The organism is Pseudomonas guariconensis, assembly GCF_015680235.1.
Classification (GTDB): Bacteria; Pseudomonadota; Gammaproteobacteria; order Pseudomonadales; family Pseudomonadaceae; genus Aquipseudomonas; species Aquipseudomonas guariconensis_A.
Map to the genome: position 1 here is coordinate 1 of NZ_JADLJL010000020.1, position 16487 is coordinate 16487.

A 16487-nucleotide genomic window follows, 5' to 3' on the forward strand; every position below is an offset into this window, starting at 1 on the left:
ACAGGCTTAGCCGCATAACCTGAACCGCCGTGTACGGAACCGTACGCACGGTGGTGTGAGAGGACGACGGGTGAGAGCCCGTCTCCTACTCAATCCTGGATTTCATCCGCCCACCTGCGGGCGCGGTAGACTGCTGGCAGATCCAGCGGTTTTCGAGAGGGCATCATGACGTCGCGCATCTGGCAATTGGCCGGTATTGGTTTACTGGGGCTGGGTATCAGCCTGGGTGTATTGGCCCAAGAGCCTGGCCCGCAGGATCCCAATGGCGGCGCCATGGGCACCTCGCCACTCAATTCGCGGGACGAAGTGCGCCAGACTCAGCCGCCCCGCCAGGGCTATTACCAGGATATTCCTCGTCGCGGTGGGCATTGGGATGCAGGCGGGCACGGGCAGCGCCCGGGTGGCAATTGGGCCGGGCGCCCCGATGGCCATGGCGATGGCTGGGGCCCGGGGCCGCAGTATCGTCCGGGGCACAGGGTCGATCGTTTTCCGGACCGCTACTGGAAGGTGCCTTACCAGGGGCAGGACTATTTCTATTCCGGCGGCTATTGGTACAGGCCCAACGGTGGTGGCTATATCGTGGTGACGCCGCCATACGGCGTCCGGGTGAGCTACCTGCCCACCTACGCCAGGGAAGTCTGGATCGGAGATTCACTGTTCTTCCTGGTGGCCGACAGCTATTACCAATACCTGGGCGGCGACCAGGGCTATGTGGTGGTCAACCCACCCAACATCCTGCCGCCACCGGGGCCGGCATTGGGCACTGGCTACGATGTGGTCGCCCACCCGCTGTCCGGTCAGACACCCGCACAACAGGACCGGGACCGCTACCAGTGTCACCGCTGGGCCGTGCAGCAATCGGGGTTCGACCCGGCTTCGGCGTCTTCCGCCCCGCCGGTCCATGTCGCGGATGCGTATCACCGAGCCCTGGGGGCGTGTCTGAGCGATCGGGGCTATAGCGTGAACTGAGGCGTTGGCTACACCGGGTCGGCATGCACCATCACGTCCGCCTGTGGATAACGCTGGCGGATCGCCTCGGAGGCTTGTACGCACAGCGCATGGGCGTCATGCAGGGCCAGTTCGCCTGGCAGTTCCAGGTGCAACTGGACGAACCAGCGATTGCCCGAGACCCGCGTACGCAAGTCATGTGCCCCTTTCACCCCGGGAATGGCACACACCAGCTCGAGCATGCGCTCGCCGATGTCGGCAGGCAGTTCCTTGTCCATCAGGATCGCCGTGCTCTCGCGCGCGATCTGCAGCGCGCTCCACAAGATGTAGACGGCGATGCCCAGGCCGAACAGAGCATCGAGCTGTGGCCAGCCGAAGCGAGCGAGCAACAGGGCCAGCAGGATGCTGCCGTTGAGCAGCAGGTCGGAGCGATAGTGCAGCGAGTCGGCGCGCACTGCGGTGGAGCCGGTGGCGCGGATCACCTTGCGCTGGAACGCCAGCAGAGCCAGGGTTAGCACCAGCGACAGCACCATCACAACGATACCGGCGGCGGTGTCGCCCAACGGCTGTGGCGATTGCAGCCGCTCGACCGCCTGTACCCCGATCAATACCGCACTGACACCGATGAACAGCGCCTGGGCCATGCCGGCCAGAGCTTCGGCCTTGCCGTGGCCGAAGCGATGGTCGTCGTCAGCCGGGCGCAAGGCGTAATGCACCGCGAGTAGGTTGAGAAAGGAGGCGACCGCATCGAGCGCCGAGTCGGTCAGGCCGGCCAGCAAGCTGACCGAGCCGCTCAACCACCAGGCCACGGCCTTGCTCAGCACGAGCAGGCTGGCCACGGCCAGGGAGGCGCGCGTGGCCAGCCGCAGCAGGCGTTGGTGTTCGGCGCTGGAGGTCATGCCGGGCAGGTGTTCCCGTCGATCAGGCGGCCGGGGCCAGGCCGTAGGCGGCCAACTGCTCGACGCTGCCACGGTGCTGGATCAGCCGTGGGTCGTTCAGCGGCAGGCGCTGGCCCAGTTCGCTTTCGAGGATAGCCTGCAGCTTGGCGTTGTCGACCTGACCGTCGGCCTTGATGGCGGGTTTGAGCTTGGCCGGGTCGACATGGGCTGTGGTGCCGCCGGGGTAGTAGATGGCACCGGTGGCGAAGTCGACACCAAAAGCGATCAGGCCCGGGATGACATAGAAGAGGATACCGATGGCGTCCAGGGCAGCGACCACCGGGTCGATCTTACCTTCGATCTGGCCGCGGCGGTCTGGGTAGAAGATGGTGCCGCAGGCGGTGAGCTGGGCCAGCAAAGTGGCGATGAGGGCGCCACCGATGATGCGGGAGTGGATGCGCATGTGAATCTCCGAAACGGTAACCCGAAGGAGCAGGCCAAACGCCAGCTCCTGTTGTTCAGACCATGATAAGCCAGGCGTGGTTCGCCGTTATACTCGGACCACAGTTCGAGGACCACCATGATTTCATTACCAATCGATGCCGTATTGCCCGCCTTGCGCCAGGCCCTGACCGAGCGCGACGAGGCCGTGCTCGAGGCGCCGCCCGGCGCCGGCAAGACCACCCGCGTACCTCTGGCCCTGCTCGATGAGCCATGGTTGGCCGGGCAGACCATCCTGATGCTCGAGCCCCGCCGCCTGGCCGCCCGCGCAGCCGCCGAGCGCCTGGCCAGCGAGCTGGGTGAAAAGGTCGGCGAAACCGTGGGCTATCGCATCCGCCTGGACAGCAAAGTCGGCCCCAATACACGTATCGAAGTGGTCACCGAAGGCATCCTCACCCGCCGCTTGCAGGCCGACCCTGCGCTGGAGGGGGTAGGGCTGCTGATCTTCGATGAATTCCACGAACGCAGCCTCGACGCCGACCTTGCCCTGGCCCTGAGCCTCAATGGCCGGGAGCTGCTGCGTGACGAGCCGCCGCTGAAGATCCTGCTGATGTCCGCGACCCTCGAGGGCGAACGCCTTTCGCGCTTGCTCGACGATGCACCGATCATCAGCAGCGAAGGGCGCATGCACCCGGTGGATATCCGCTGGAGCCGCCCCTTCCAGCCGGGGGAATTCGTCGAGCCGCGGGTGGTCGACTGCGTGCTGCAAGCCTTGGCGGAGCAGCCTGGCAGCTTGCTGGTGTTCCTGCCTGGCCAGGCTGAGATCCGCCGCGTACACCAGGCATTGCAGGAGGCGCTGGGCGAGCGCGCCGACCTCCTGCTTTGCCCGTTGCATGGCGAGCTGGACCTCGATGCCCAACGCGCGGCCATCGACCCGGCACCCAAGGGGCTGCGCAAGGTCGTGCTGGCGACCAATATCGCCGAGACCAGCCTGACCATCGATGGCGTGCGTGTGGTGGTCGATGCGGGGCTGGCGCGGGTGCCGCGCTTCGACCCCGGCAGTGGCATGACCCGCCTGGATACCCAACGCATCTCCCGCGCCAGCGCCACCCAGCGCGCCGGCCGCGCCGGACGCCTGGAACCGGGCGTGTGCTATCGCCTGTGGTCCGAGGCCCAGCACGATCAGCTGGCGGCCCATGGCAGCGCCGAAATTCTACAGGCCGACCTGGCCGGGCTGGCCCTGCAGTTGGCGCGTTGGGGCGTGACGGCGGATCAGTTGCGTTGGCTCGACTCGCCTCCCGCCGCCGCCCTGGCCCAAGCCCAGGACTTGTTGGCGCGCCTGAAAGCCTTCAAGCCCGGCAGTCGGGACAACCTCAGCGAGCATGGCCTGGCCATGGCCGAACTGCCGGCCCATCCGCGTATCGCCCACTTGCTGTTGCGTGGCCAGGACCTGGGCCTGGCCCAGATGGCTTGTGACGTGGCGGCTCTATTGGGGGAGCGGGATATCCAGCGTGGCGGCGGCGCCGACCTGCACAGCCGCCTGGCGTTGGTTAGCGGGGAAAGCAAGGCCGCCCGGGGCGGGCAGGGCGGCGTGCAGCGTGCGCGGCAGTTGGCCAGACAATACCGAGGCTTGCTACGCGGCAAGGCCGGCGCATCGGTTGCCGACCCGGACCATCCACGCTGGTTGGGCGCATTGCTGGCCTTGGCCTACCCGGACCGCATCGCCCGGCAGCGTCGCGAGGGCGGGGCCGAATATCGCCTGGCCAATGGCCGCGCTGCTTTGTTCGCCGAGGTCGATGGCTTGATGAAATGCCCTTGGCTGGTGATCGCTGACCTGGGCAGTCGCCAGGGCCAGCGGGAAGAGCGGATCTACCTGGCCGCTGAGCTCGACCCGACGCTGTTCGAGAATGTGCTCGCCGAGCAGCTCGAGCGGGTCGATATCCTCGAGTGGGATGAGCGTGAACAGGTCCTGCGTGCCGAGCGTCAAGCCAAGGTAGGTGAACTGGTGCTCAGCCGCGAGGCGCTGCCTGGCCTGGACGACGACGCTCGAGCCAAGGCATTGCTCGAACTGGTCCGGCGCAAGGGGCTCAACCTGCTGACCTGGACCCCGGAGCTGCGCCAGTGGCAGGCGCGGGTGGCGCTGCTGCGGCAGCTGGATATGGAAAAAGATGGCCACAGCGAATGGCCGGACCTGTCCGACGAGGCGCTGCTCGCGCGCCTGGAAGACTGGCTGCAGCCATTCTTGGGCAAGGTCTCGCGCCTGAGCCACTTCGCCCAGCTGGACCTGGCATCGATGTTGCGCAACCTGCTGCCCTGGCCATTGCCGCAGCGCTTGGATGAATGGGCGCCGGCGCACTTGGCCGTGCCCTCTGGCTCGAACATCCGCCTGGATTACAGCGAAACCCCGCCGATCCTCGCCGTGCGCCTGCAAGAGCTGTTCGGCCTGGCCGATACACCGCGCATCGCCCAGGGCCGCCAGCAGGTCAAGCTGCACCTGCTGTCGCCGGCACGGCGACCGGTACAGGTCACCCAGGACCTGGCCAACTTCTGGCGCACCACCTATACGGAAGTCAAGAAGGACCTCAAGGGGCGTTATCCCAAGCACTACTGGCCGGATGACCCGCTGGTGGCCGAAGCCACCGCACGGGCCAAGCCCAGGGGCACGTGAATCGGGGCCAAGTCAGCCCACGCGCTCGATCAGGAATTCGTGTGTCACGCCTTCTTCGACATTCAGGTGGTAATAGGTACCACGGTCGCGATGGGGTGTGTCCGCGATGGCCTTGACTTGATGCCCTCGGTGATCACGCCAGCGACAATGCAGGCCCTGTTCGGTCCAGCTCAGAGGCTCCAGCTTCCAGAAGTCGGTGACATCGGCGACTTTGTAAAGCCCCAGGTAGCCGTTGCGGCTGGTGCCCAGCTTCTGGCTCGCTCGCCAACCCGTGCCGGTAATGACGAAGTGGTAGCGGCCTTCGGCATGGGAGTGGAAGGCGAAGTGGAACACCGGAGATTCCTTGGCTCCGCCCGCTTGTAGCCAGTCATCTTCAGGGTTCAGGCCCCAGTGGAACTTGTCATCGCTGCGGCTGAGCCGTAACGGGACGGACCGCCCATCGACCAGCATGTAGATTCGTCCCTGGAAGGCTTCGAGTGTCTCGCTGATCACCAGAGGGTCGTTGACGTCTGTCATGGAAATCTCCTTGTCCATTCAAGGGCAGCGGGGTGCTGCCCGCCGGTCGAGTCTGCGAGCCGATACCGGTGAATGGAGGCGGGAAACAGTACGTCGGGCGGCTGGACTCACGCGCCGGCTTCGCCCTCCAGCAGCATGAACAGGCGGTACAGCACCACGCTGCTGAACAGCTGCAGGAAGCCGCTGAGGCTGTCCAGCGCCAGTTGCACGCCCGGCTGCGGCTCGGGGAAGGCCATCAACAGCAGGCCGTCGAGCAGCCACAGTGGGGCCAGTACGGCGAGCATGCAGATCAGGATGCGCATGAAGTGTCCGGTGGTCATCCGGGCGCTTTCGCGCATGGCCTGCACCACCGGCAGGCCGCGCAGCACCAGCAGGTACTCGGCGAACACCAGGTTGATCATGATCCACACGCCCGGGAAGATGAACAGCGCCAGGCCCGCCATGATCAGCAGCGAACTGATGAGGATCAGTAAAGCCAGCGCAGGCCACAACTGCACGGCGCGGGCGAACAGGTTGCGCTTGGCGATGTCCTGGCCATTGCTGCGTGTGTCCATGTAGAGGATCAGGGCGGCGCTGTACAGCGGGTAGAACAACAGGCTGACCAACATGCCGTAGGCCGGGGAGGCCTCGTCGCCCAGCTGACGGTACAGCAATTGGGTGCACAGGGCCTCGGCCGCCACCAAGGGCAGGCAGAGCTGGAGAATATTCACCAGGTGGCGGCGGAAAAAGTACAGGGAGTCGCGCAGGACGCTCAGCGGATTCATCGGGTCTATATCGCATGGCAGAAAAAGCAGGGCGTAACTTTAGCCCAGTCCGCTGCTCGCTGAAAAAAGTTTCACCCTTTGGCTGATTGAATCCGTCGTCCGCGAGCCCCATCTTTGACGCTATCCGATGTTCGCCCTGTGCACGAGGTAGCCCATGAACACTGAAGAGCAAACCCTGATCGACGGCCTGTTCGGCCGCATCAAGCAAGCCGAGGATGCAGGCCAGGCCCGCGACGCCCAGGCGCAGTCGCGCATCGAGGAACACCTGCGTCAGCAGCCTGCGGCGCCGTATTACATGGCCCAGGCGATCCTGGTCCAGGAGGCCGCGATCAAGCGTCTGGACGAGCAGAACAAGCAGCTCGAGGCCGAGCTCAAGCAGGCCCGGGCGCAAGCTGAGGCGAGCCGCAGCGGCAGTGGTGGCGGAGGGTTCCTGTCGGGGCTGTTCGGCGGCGGTGCGCGCGAGGCGGCGCCAGCTCCCCAACCCCAGCGCCCGGTCGCGCCTGCGGCCTCCGGTGGCGGTTGGCGTGAGCCGTCGGCCCCAGGTTTCGGCCAGCGCCAGCAGCCTGCGTTCAATGCCGCCCCGGCGCGCAGTGGCGCCAGCAGTTTCCTGGGCGGCGCCATGCAGACCGCTGCGGGTGTGGCCGGTGGTGTGCTGCTGGCGCAAGGCATCAGCAGCCTGTTCAACCATGGTTCCCAACCTGAGGAAGTGGTTGAGGTGATCAAGGAAGAACCGGCGCCGGCCAGCGACAACGGCGGCTGGAACGACCAGGGCAGCCAACCCCAGGTGGCCGACAACGGTGACTACGGCTACGACCAGGGCGGTTTCGCCGACAGCGACTACGGCAGCGATGGCGGCGGCTTCTTCTCCGACGACGACACCTTCGTCTGATGCCTCTGGCATACTGGCACGCATTGGGGGCTGCGGCCGTGCGGCCCCCTTCACGCAGCCAGAGAGGTCGGGGTGAAGAAGATCGCGTTGTTCGCCGATGTGCAGAACCTCTACTACACCGTACGCCAGGTGCATGGCTGCCACTTCGACTACGCCGCGCTCTGGGCCGATGTAAGCCGCCAGGGGCAGATCGTCGAGGCGGTGGCCTATGCCATCGACCGCGGTGACAGCAAGCAGCAACAGTTCCAGCAGATCTTGCGCAACCTGGGTTTCGAGGTGCGGCTCAAGCCGTTCATCCAGCGCAGCGACGGTTCGGCAAAAGGGGACTGGGACGTGGGCATCACCCTCGATGTGATCGATGCCGCCAGCCGGGTCGACCAGGTGGTGCTGGCCTCCGGCGATGGTGATTTCGATTTGCTGCTAGAGCGGGCACGCGAGCGTCACGGTGTCGAGGCAGTGGTGTATGGGGTGCCTGGGCTTACCGCGTTGTCATTGATCCGGGCGGCCAGCCGGTATGTGCCGATCGAGGGGCCGCTGTTGCTGCGCCATTGAGCCCATCCTCAGGGATAAAATCGCGGGACATGCCCGCTCCACAAGGTTCATGTTCACCAGACCGAGTGGGAGTGACCTTGTCCCGCGATTGGGCCAACATGGGCTATTAACATCAGGCCTTCCTGCTATTGCCCTCCAACTGCCCAAGCGGCACCCGTCGCTCCACGGCGCTGGAAAGAATGATCGAGGTCTTGCTGAAACCCAGCTGCGACACCTGGTTGATCAAAGCTTCCAGTTCACTCATCGACCCCACGGCCGCCTGCATGATCACGCAAGGGTCGCCCGTCACCCGATGGCATTCGGTGAGCTGCGGGATCCGCGACAGGGCGTCGTAGGCCTGCTGGTTGCCGTGGCTGGCCAGGCGCAGTTCGATCACGCATTGGATCGGCAGGCCGATCTTCTCCAGGTCGACCTTGGCGGTGTAGCCGGTGATCACGCCGCTGGCCTCCAGTTTGGCGACCCGCTCGGCCACTGCCGGGGCGGACAGATTCACCTGGCGAGCCAGTTGCGCGTAGGTGGCCCGGCCGTTTTCCAGCAGGGCGGCGAGTAGCATGCGGTCGTACTTGTCCATGGCGATTCCAGTCAACTTTGCAATCGATGGTAAAGGCATCGCATAACCATGCTTTGCAAAGTGTTACGGTCATTTAAAGTTGTTTTGTAACTTAAGTTTACGTGATGCGCTTTCTAAACTAAGTCACCCGTAAACGGATTTCGAGTGTTTTCCCATGTCTGCCTCCCGTCCTGTCCCGTTGTTGCTCATCGGCGCCTTCCTGGCCCTCTACCTGGTCTGGGGGTCCACCTACCTATTCATTCGTATCGGGGTCGAGTCCTGGCCGCCGATGCTCATGGCCGGGGTGCGTTTCGTCATTGCCGGCAGCCTGTTGTATGGCTTCCTGCGCTGGCGTGGCGTCCCCGCGCCGACCTGGCCCCAGTGGCGCGCGGCGGGCGCGATCGGCTTCTTGCTGCTCAGTTGCGGCAATGGCGGCGTGACTCTGGCCGAGCATGCCGGGGTGGCGTCGGGCGTTGCGGCGCTGGCGGTGGCGACGGTGCCGCTGTTCACCCTGGTGTTCGGCTTGCTGTTCGGGCACCGCAATTCGCGCTTGGAGTGGGCGGGCATCGTCCTTGGCCTGGTGGGTATCGGCATGCTCAACCTGGGCTCCAACCTGCAGGCCAGCCCCATGGGCGCGGCGCTGATCCTGTTCGCCGCAGCGGCCTGGGCCTTTGGCTCGGTGTGGAGCAAGAGCCTGCCGTTGCCCCAGGGGGCCATGGCCAGTGCTGCCGAGATGCTGGTCGGTGGGGCCGCGCTGCTGATCGGCAGTGCGGTCAGCGGTGAGCGCCTGGTGCAGATGCCTACCGCAGCGGGTTGGGGGGCGCTGGCGTACCTGGTGTTCTTCGGTTCGATCCTGGCGTTCAGCTCCTACATGTACCTGCTCAAGCATGTGCGCCCGGCGGCGGCCACCAGCTATGCGTACGTCAACCCGGCGGTGGCGGTGCTGTTGGGCATCGTTTTCGCAGGTGAGCAGATCGGTGTGGAGGAGTGCGTGGCGATGGCGGTGATCATCGGGGCGGTGGTGTTGATCGGCCTGCCGCAATGGCGCAAGGCACCTGAGCAACCGGTGCCACTCAAGGGCGAGATGTGTAAGTAGGTTGGGTTTGCCGGGGCCGCTGTGCGGCCCTTTCGCGGCACCAAGGCCGCTCCTACAGATAGGCCGACGTTGGCCCCAGGGAAGGCACCGGTTGCGGTAAACTGCCGCCTTCGCTGAACCCCTGACGGTATCTCCATGAATTTCGCCAAACTCGGCCTGATCGAACCCTTGTTGCGCACCCTGCAGCAGTTGGACTACACCACTCCCACCCCGGTCCAGGCCCAGGCCATTCCTGCCGTGCTGGCCGGCCGCGACCTGATGGCCGCCGCCCAGACCGGCACCGGCAAGACTGCCGGTTTCGCCTTGCCGGTTCTGCAGCGCTTGGCCCTGGAAGGGGAAAAGGTGCAGAGCAATTCCATTCGTGCCCTGGTGCTGGTGCCGACCCGCGAACTGGCCGAGCAGGTTCATGCCAACGTTCGCGAGTACGCCGAAAACCTGCCGGTGAGCACTTACGCGGTGTATGGCGGAGTCAGCATCAACCCCCAGATGATGCGCCTGCGTCGGGGCGTCGACCTGCTGGTGGCCACCCCCGGCCGCCTGCTCGACCTGTTCCGCCAGAACGCGGTCAAGTTCGGCCAGGTGCAGGTGCTGGTGCTCGACGAGGCCGACCGCATGCTCGACCTGGGCTTTGCCGAAGAGCTGCAGGCGGTGTATGCCGCCTTGCCGCGCAAACGCCAGACGCTGCTGTTCTCCGCGACCTTCTCCGACCAGATCCGCATGCTCGCGGGCCTGGCCTTGAACGATCCGCTGAGCATCGAGGTCAGCCCACGCAACACCACCGCCAGCACCGTGAAGCAGTGGTTGGTACCGGTGGACAAGAAGCGCAAGGCCGACCTGTTCTGCCATTTGCTGCGTAAGCAGCGCTGGAAGCAGGTGTTGGTGTTCGCCAAGACACGCAATGGCGTCGACCAGCTGGTGGAGCGGCTACTGGGCGAAGGCGTGAATGCCGATGGCATCCATGGCGACCGCCCGCAGGCCACCCGCCAGCGCGCCCTGGACAGCTTCAAGGCGCGTGAGATCCAAGTGCTGGTGGCCACCGATGTCGCCGCCCGGGGCCTGGATATCGACGACTTGCCGTTGGTGGTCAACCTCGACCTGCCGATCGTGGCCGAAGACTACGTGCACCGTATCGGCCGCACCGGCCGGGCGGGCAACAAAGGCGAGGCGATCTCGCTGGTGTGTGCCGATGAAGTGCAGCTGCTGGCGGCCATCGAGACGCTGATTCGCCAGACGCTGGCGCGCCATGAAGAGCCGGACTTCATTCCAGATCACCGGGTGCCGTTGACCGATGCCAATGGGCAGGTGCTGAAGAAGCCGAAAAAGCCCAAGAAGCCGAAGGAGACCAGCGCCAAGCGTGGGTTGGGGCGTTGGATGGACAGTGCCGAGGCGAGTTTTTCGGAGCCTGCGGTCAAACCGGTGCGCAAGGTGCCGAGTTTCAACAGCGGGCCGCGTAAGCGTAAGCCTTGAGCGCTTGGGGCCGCTGTGCGGCCCAATCGCGGGGCAAGCCCGCTCCCACACGGTCTTCGTTGGAGCGGGCTTGTCCCGCGATTGGGCTGCGAAGCAGCCCCATTATCAGCGACGCCGCTCCAGCCACTGCACGGCCGCCTTGCCCGCTCGCAGCCCACTGGCAAAGCAGGCGGTTAGCAGGTAACCCCCGGTCGGCGCCTCCCAATCGAGCATTTCCCCCGCGCAAAATACGCCAGGCATTTGCTTGAGCATCAAGCCTTCGTCCACCCCTTCGAAACGCACGCCACCGGCGCTGCTGATCGCCTCGTCCAATGGCCGCGTGCGCACCAGTTCGATCGGCAGGGCCTTGATCGCCTTGGCCAGCGAAGCGGGGTCAGCGAAGGTCGCCGGGTCGGTCAATTCACGCAGCAATGCCGCCTTGACCCCGTCGATCCCCAACTGGCTTTGCAAGTGTTTAGCCATGGAGCGGGACCCTCGCGGCTTGGCCAGGGCCTGAATGACTTTATCCACAGGCCGGTCCGGCAGCAGGTCAAGCAGTAAAGTGGCCCGGCCATTGCGGTGGATGGTCTCGCGCACCGCTGCAGACCACGCATAGACCAGGCTGCCTTCCACGCCTTGGGCGGTGAGGATGAATTCACCTTTGCGCGGTGTACTGCCCGGCACGCTCAGGGCGATGTTCTTCAGGGGCGCGCCCGCGAACTTCGCTTTGAGCAGCTCGCTCCATCCTTCCACTTCGAAGCCACAGTTGCTCGGTCGCAGCGGCGAGATATCCACACCCCGTTCGGCCAGCAATGACTGCCAGCTGCCATCGGAACCCAGGCGCGCCCAACTGCCGCCCCCGAGCGCCAGGACGACGGCATCGGCGTGCAGATGCAGTTCGCCCTGTGGATAAGCGATTCGCAAGGCGCCGTCGTCGTTCCAGCCCAGCCAGCGGTGGCGGGTGTGGATAACCACACCGCTGTCGCGCAGGCGCTTGAGCCAGGCGCGCAGCAGTGGCGCGGCCTTCATGTCGCCGGGGAACACCCGACCGGACGTGCCGACGAAGGTCTCGATGCCCAGGCCGTGGATCCATTGGCGCAAGGCCTCGGCGTCCAGGTCGCGAAGCAGGGCTTCGATTTTGTCGTGACGCTCGGCGTAGCGCGCAACGAAGGCTGCGTAAGGTTCGGAATGGGTGATGTTCATGCCGCCCACGCCGGCCAGCAGGAACTTGCGGCCCACCGACGGCATGGCGTCGAACACCTGCACGGCCATGCCGGCGCCTGCCAGTGCCTCGGCAGCCATCAGGCCGGCGGGGCCGCCACCGATGACGGCGACAAGGGGAGGGGAGGCGGGGCGTTGGCTGGGCATGGAGGTTTTCAGGCTGTGGAAAAGAGCCGGCATTCTACCCCAGGCAGGCCTGGGGAAACACTGTGCAAAAAATAACCAGCGCTTTGTACATCAGGCGGTTAAAGGCCTGCAGCGGCTTTCTCGCAGGTTATCCACAGGCGGTTCCACAGTCATTGTGAACAACCGAGCACCCGCGCCGCGCTGTGATGAAGAATACCGTGGCGTTTGGCCAAGGCCTGGCGGTCCTTGCTGTAGCCACCGCCAATCACCCCGGCTACGGGAATGTCGCGTCCAAGGCAATGGCGCATGACATGCTCGTCACGGGCGGCCAGGCCCGCATCGGTCAGTTGCAGGTAGCCCAGGGCGTCGTCTTTGTGCACGTCCACGCCGGCGTCGTACAGCACCAGGTCCGGCTGATACAGCGGCAGCAGGTAGTTCAGGGCATCGTCCACCACCTTCAGGTAGGCATTGTCGCCCATGCCACGGGGCAAGGGGATGTCCCAATCGCTCTGGGCCTTGCGCGCGGGGAAGTTCTGCTCGCAATGCAGCGACACGGTGATGGCCTCGGGCGTGTCGTGGAGGATACGTGCGGTGCCGTCGCCCTGGTGGACATCGCAGTCGAAGATCAGCACCCGGTGCACGCGACCGGCTTCCAGCAGGTAGCGGCTGATCACCGCCAGGTCGTTGAAGATGCAGAACCCGGCCGGGTGGTCGTAATGAGCATGATGGGTGCCGCCGGCCAGGTGACAGGCGATGCCCTGTTCAAGGGCCATTTCGGCGGTCAGCAGCGAGCCGCCCACGGCGCGCACGGTACGCCGCGCCAAGGCCTCGCTCCAGGGCAGGCCGAGGCGGCGCTGGTCTTCACGGGACAGCTCGCCCTGCATGTAGCGTTCGATGTAGCCGCGGTCATGGGCCAGGGCGAGGATGTCATTGGGGCAGATCTGCGGACGCAGCAGCTCGGTGTCCATGGCCAGGCCGCTGTCGACCAGGTGATCGCGTAGCAGGCGGAACTTGTCCATGGGGAAGCGGTGCTCGGGTGGGAATTCCGGGCTGTAGTCGTCGTGGTAGATCAGCGGCAACGGCATGGTGGTATCGCGTCTAGGGGCAGGCGCTGATCTTGCCAGCAGTAGCCCGGGGATACCACCGAGGCGCGAGCAGGCCGGGCCCGATATCACCGTCGCCTGACAAGGGCTTAGCCCTTGATCGCGGGACAAGCCCGCTCCAAGATCCCGCAAAATCAAATAGTTATGTGTGGCCGCGCAAAGAGCCAGTGACAAGCGCTGACCTCTGTGGGAGCGGGCTTGTCCCGCGATCAAGAACGAAGCCCTTGCGAACGGGGTTATCGACCGATTGTGGCCAACACGCGCTGCCAGTCAGGCTCGTTCAGGCGGCCGAGGATGCGTGCCTTGCCGTTACTGGCCACTGAGACGAACAACGCACTGGCATAGCCGCTTTCCCGCTCGCCGCCGGGTACGTTCAGCGAGCGTTGGAAATGGTCGATGCAACCGTTGTGGGTGACCAGCACCAGGTTATGACCCGGGCGTTTGCGGGCTATGGCCTCTTCGGCAAAGCGGCTGTCGCAGCGCTCCAGCCAGCTCGCGTTGGGCACGGGCTGGCCCAGAATGAAATGGGCCGTCTGCCGGGTGCGCAGCTTGGGGCTGCTGTACAGGTCGGCTGTGTCCAGGCTCAGTTCGTGCAAACCTTGACCGACCCGGGTTGCAGCCTGGCTGCCGGAGACGGTGATTCCGCTTGGGTCGTCCAGGCAGGGGCCTGGGGCGCTGTCGCAGCGTTCGGCATGGCGGATCATGACGATGACCGCGCCCTCTGCCCAATCCTGCAGCAGGCCGCTGTCGCTCAGCTGTTGTTCAGTGGCAAGGTCCACGATGTGCGTCCTCGTCGATAGCCAAGCGGTCAGCGCGGCCAGCACCAGGAGCAGGCCGACGACTGCGATCTGCGCCTTGTATGAATGGCGACGTCGCTTGGGGGGTAGGTGAACAGCGGGGTTTTCCAGGGTATTGCTCGACTGCATGCTTCACTCCGGTGACCGATGACGCGGGCAGGCCGCGATCTATACGGGCATTGTGCGAAGTGCGCTGTCGGGGGCGGGTGAAGTGGGCGTGAAAAATACATTCACGCCTAGGTGAAGGCCAGGCCTGCGCCTACGCTATAGACTGCATGACTGTGAATGCGGAGCGGCCCTGATGACCCCCATCCTCGAACTGGAGAGCGCGCGCCTGATCCTGCGCCAGTGGCAGGACGACGACCTGCGTGAGTTCGCTGCGCTGTGCGCCGACCCCCAGGTGATGCGCTACTTCCCCGCGCCGATGACGCGCCTGGAGGCGGCAGCGCTGATCGGGCGCATTCGGGGGCATTTCAATGAGTACGGCTTCGGGCTGTGGGCGCTGGAGCGCAAGGACAGTGGTGCGTTCATCGGCATGACCGGCCTGCTCAATGTGAATTTCGAGGCCCCGTTCGCCCCGGCCGTGGAGATCGGTTGGCGGCTGGCCCGGCGGCACTGGGGGCTTGGCTTTGCCAGCGAGGCGGCCTGGACCTGCCTGCGTTGTGCTTTCGCCCAATTGCGCCTGGACGAAGTGGTGTCGTTCACGACCGAGGGCAACCTGCCGTCGCAGAAGGTCATGCAGGCCATCGGCATGGTCCAGGACCTCGCCGGCAGTTTCGAACACCCCCGCCTGGCTGCCGGCCACCCCTTGCGCCCCCATGTGCTGTACCGCATCGACCGGGCACGTTGGCAAGAAACCCTGCGTGGCTGAATGGCAGCTTATGCAGGGCGTCAATGACAAACCCTGTATCATTTGCTTCATAACTGCGCCGTAGAGCCGTGATGCCTTGCTAGGAGAACCCCATGAGCCATGTATTGGACGACCTGGTCGACCTGTTGAGCCTTGAATCCATCGAAGAGAACCTGTTCCGCGGGCGCAGCCAGGACCTGGGTTTCCGCCAGCTGTACGGCGGCCAGGTGCTGGGCCAGTCGCTGTCGGCCGCGAGCCAGACGGTCGAGGAAGCCCGCCATGTGCATTCGCTGCACGGCTACTTCCTGCGCCCAGGCGATGCCAGCATGCCGGTGGTGTACTCGGTGGACCGCGTGCGTGACGGCGGCAGCTTCAGCACCCGGCGGGTGACGGCGATCCAGAAGGGCCATGCCATCTTCACCTGCAGCGCGTCGTTCCAGTACGACGAGGGCGGCTTCGAGCACCAGGTGCAGATGCCTGACGTGGTCGGCCCGGAAAACCTGCCCACCGAGGTCGAGCTGGCCAGCGCCATGGCCGACCGGTTGCCCGAGCGCATTCGTGACAAGGTGCTGTGTGCCAAGCCGATCGAGATCCGCCCGGTCACCGAGCGTGACCCGTTCAACCCCAAGGCGGGTGAGCCGATCAAGTACGCCTGGTTCCGCGCAGACGGCAAGCTGCCGGACATGCCGGCCCTGCACAAGTACCTGCTGGCCTACGCCTCGGACTTCGGTCTGCTGACCACCTCGCTGCTGCCCCATGGCAAGTCGGTGTGGCAGAAGGACATGCAGATCGCCAGCCTCGATCACGCCTTGTGGTTCCACCGCGACCTGCGCGCCGATGACTGGCTGCTCTACGCCACCGACAGCCCGTGGGCCGGCAACGCACGCGGGTTCAACCGCGGCAGCATCTTCAACCGCGCCGGCCAGTTGGTGGCATCGTCGTGCCAGGAAGGCCTGATCCGCCACCGCGAGGACTGGGCGTGAGCCTTGGTGCCATTCGCCATTGGGTGTTCGATATGGACGGCACCCTGACGGTGGCCGTGCATGATTTCGCCGCCATCCGCGAGGCGTTGGGCATCCCGCCGGAGCACGACATCCTCACCCACCTGGCGGCTTTGCCGGTGGAGGAGGCGACCGTCAAGCACGCCTGGCTGCTGGAGCATGAACGGGACCTGGCGATTGCCTCGCGCCCGGCGGCCGGTGCCGTCGAGCTGGTGCGTGAACTGGCCGGGCGCGGCTGCCAGTTGGGCATTCTCACGCGTAACGCCCGAGAGCTGGCACATGTGACGCTGGAGGCGATCGGCCTGGCGGACTGTTTCCCGGTCGAGCATATCCTTGGCCGTGACGAAGCCGCGCCCAAGCCCAACCCCGACGGCTTGCTGAAGATCGCCCGTGCCTGGGACGTGGCGCCGAGCGAGCTGGTGATGGTCGGCGACTACCGTTTCGACCTGGACTGCGGGCGTGCCGCCGGTGCACGCACGGTATTGGTCAACCTGCCGGACAACCCCTGGCCGGAGCTTGTGGACTGGCACGCGGCGGACTGTCATGCGCTGCGAGGGTTGTTGGGCTGACCGGCTTCATCGCCGGGCAAGCGCGCCCCTACAAGCTAAGCTGCACTGCAATTTTCGACTTACCAAGGAGAC

17 protein-coding genes are annotated in these 16487 nt (G+C 65.3%); 9 read left to right on the forward strand and 8 right to left on the reverse strand.

From position 1 onward, the window contains the following. Nucleotides 1–165 precede the first annotated feature (165 nt). Entirely contained in the window at nt 166–969 is an 804-nt protein-coding gene (locus IRZ56_RS14775) for a DUF6515 family protein (protein WP_196145605.1), read from the forward strand. Nucleotides 970–977: 8 nt separating this feature from the next. On the opposite strand, the gene IRZ56_RS14780 is transcribed toward IRZ56_RS14775, so the two are convergent. Both IRZ56_RS14780 and IRZ56_RS14785 read right to left on the reverse strand, forming a co-directional pair. After that, a complete protein-coding gene (locus IRZ56_RS14780; RefSeq protein WP_196145606.1) occupies nt 978–1847 on the reverse strand; it encodes a cation diffusion facilitator family transporter in 870 nt (289 codons plus the stop codon). A 22-nt stretch (nt 1848–1869) separates the two neighbouring features. Beyond that, a complete protein-coding gene (locus tag IRZ56_RS14785; RefSeq protein ID WP_196145607.1) occupies nt 1870–2289 on the reverse strand; it encodes a polyribonucleotide nucleotidyltransferase in 420 nt (139 codons plus the stop codon). Between the two features lie 117 nt (nt 2290–2406). Here IRZ56_RS14785 and hrpB point away from each other — a divergent pair, with 117 nt between their 5' ends. Further along, on the forward strand, nt 2407–4935 hold the full coding sequence (hrpB, locus tag IRZ56_RS14790) for an ATP-dependent helicase HrpB (protein WP_196145608.1): 2529 nt from the start codon (nt 2407–2409) through the stop codon (nt 4933–4935). A gap of 12 nt (nt 4936–4947) precedes the next feature. Here the strand turns inward: hrpB and IRZ56_RS14795 are convergent, their stop codons facing one another. Beyond that, nucleotides 4948–5451, reverse strand: a complete 504-nt coding sequence (locus tag IRZ56_RS14795) for a hypothetical protein (protein ID WP_196145609.1) — start codon at nt 5449–5451, stop codon at nt 4948–4950. Between the two features lie 107 nt (nt 5452–5558). After that, a complete protein-coding gene (locus tag IRZ56_RS14800) occupies nt 5559–6215 on the reverse strand; it encodes a YciC family protein (RefSeq protein WP_196145610.1) in 657 nt (218 codons plus the stop codon). 154 nt (nt 6216–6369) lie between these two features. Between IRZ56_RS14800 and IRZ56_RS14805 the strand changes: the two genes are divergently transcribed. Continuing rightward, on the forward strand, nt 6370–7104 hold the full coding sequence (locus IRZ56_RS14805; protein ID WP_196145611.1) for a DUF2076 domain-containing protein: 735 nt from the start codon (nt 6370–6372) through the stop codon (nt 7102–7104). A 72-nt stretch (nt 7105–7176) separates the two neighbouring features. Further along, complete coding sequence (locus tag IRZ56_RS14810; protein WP_196145612.1) at nt 7177–7656, forward strand: NYN domain-containing protein; 480 nt, start codon at nt 7177–7179, stop codon at nt 7654–7656. Nucleotides 7657–7768: 112 nt separating this feature from the next. Here IRZ56_RS14810 and IRZ56_RS14815 read toward each other — a convergent pair whose 3' ends face one another. Beyond that, nucleotides 7769–8227 carry an Lrp/AsnC family transcriptional regulator gene (locus IRZ56_RS14815; protein WP_196145613.1) on the reverse strand — a complete coding sequence of 153 codons (459 nt, stop codon included), beginning with the start codon at nt 8225–8227 and terminating at the stop codon, nt 7769–7771. A 154-nt stretch (nt 8228–8381) separates the two neighbouring features. Here IRZ56_RS14815 and yedA point away from each other — a divergent pair, with 154 nt between their 5' ends. Next, entirely contained in the window at nt 8382–9302 is a 921-nt protein-coding gene (gene yedA / locus IRZ56_RS14820) for a drug/metabolite exporter YedA (protein WP_196145614.1), read from the forward strand. Nucleotides 9303–9437: 135 nt separating this feature from the next. Continuing rightward, the gene (locus tag IRZ56_RS14825) at nt 9438–10769 is read left to right on the forward strand and encodes a DEAD/DEAH box helicase (protein ID WP_196145615.1); all 1332 of its coding nucleotides are present in this window, start codon (nt 9438–9440) and stop codon (nt 10767–10769) included. Nucleotides 10770–10874: 105 nt separating this feature from the next. Here the strand turns inward: IRZ56_RS14825 and IRZ56_RS14830 are convergent, their stop codons facing one another. The 3 genes from IRZ56_RS14830 to IRZ56_RS14840 all read right to left on the reverse strand — a co-directional run bounded on the left by IRZ56_RS14830 (nt 10875) and on the right by IRZ56_RS14840 (nt 14124). Beyond that, entirely contained in the window at nt 10875–12116 is a 1242-nt protein-coding gene (locus IRZ56_RS14830; protein WP_196145616.1) for a TIGR03862 family flavoprotein, read from the reverse strand. A gap of 149 nt (nt 12117–12265) precedes the next feature. Beyond that, entirely contained in the window at nt 12266–13180 is a 915-nt protein-coding gene (locus IRZ56_RS14835) for a histone deacetylase (protein WP_196145617.1), read from the reverse strand. A gap of 254 nt (nt 13181–13434) precedes the next feature. Beyond that, complete coding sequence (locus tag IRZ56_RS14840; protein ID WP_196145618.1) at nt 13435–14124, reverse strand: histidine phosphatase family protein; 690 nt, start codon at nt 14122–14124, stop codon at nt 13435–13437. A gap of 172 nt (nt 14125–14296) precedes the next feature. Between IRZ56_RS14840 and IRZ56_RS14845 the strand changes: the two genes are divergently transcribed. From IRZ56_RS14845 to IRZ56_RS14855, 3 genes are all read left to right on the forward strand, one after another. Next, nucleotides 14297–14866: a GNAT family N-acetyltransferase gene (locus IRZ56_RS14845; protein WP_196145619.1), complete on the forward strand. Its 570-nt coding sequence runs from the start codon at nt 14297–14299 to the stop codon at nt 14864–14866. 92 nt (nt 14867–14958) lie between these two features. Next, nucleotides 14959–15828, forward strand: coding sequence for an acyl-CoA thioesterase II (tesB, locus tag IRZ56_RS14850; protein ID WP_196145620.1), 870 nt, complete (start codon nt 14959–14961; stop codon nt 15826–15828). Then, on the forward strand, nt 15825–16415 hold the full coding sequence (locus IRZ56_RS14855; RefSeq protein WP_196145621.1) for an HAD family hydrolase: 591 nt from the start codon (nt 15825–15827) through the stop codon (nt 16413–16415). The genes tesB and IRZ56_RS14855 overlap by 4 nt, the downstream gene beginning before the upstream one ends. The last annotated feature ends 72 nt before the right edge of the window (nt 16416–16487 follow it).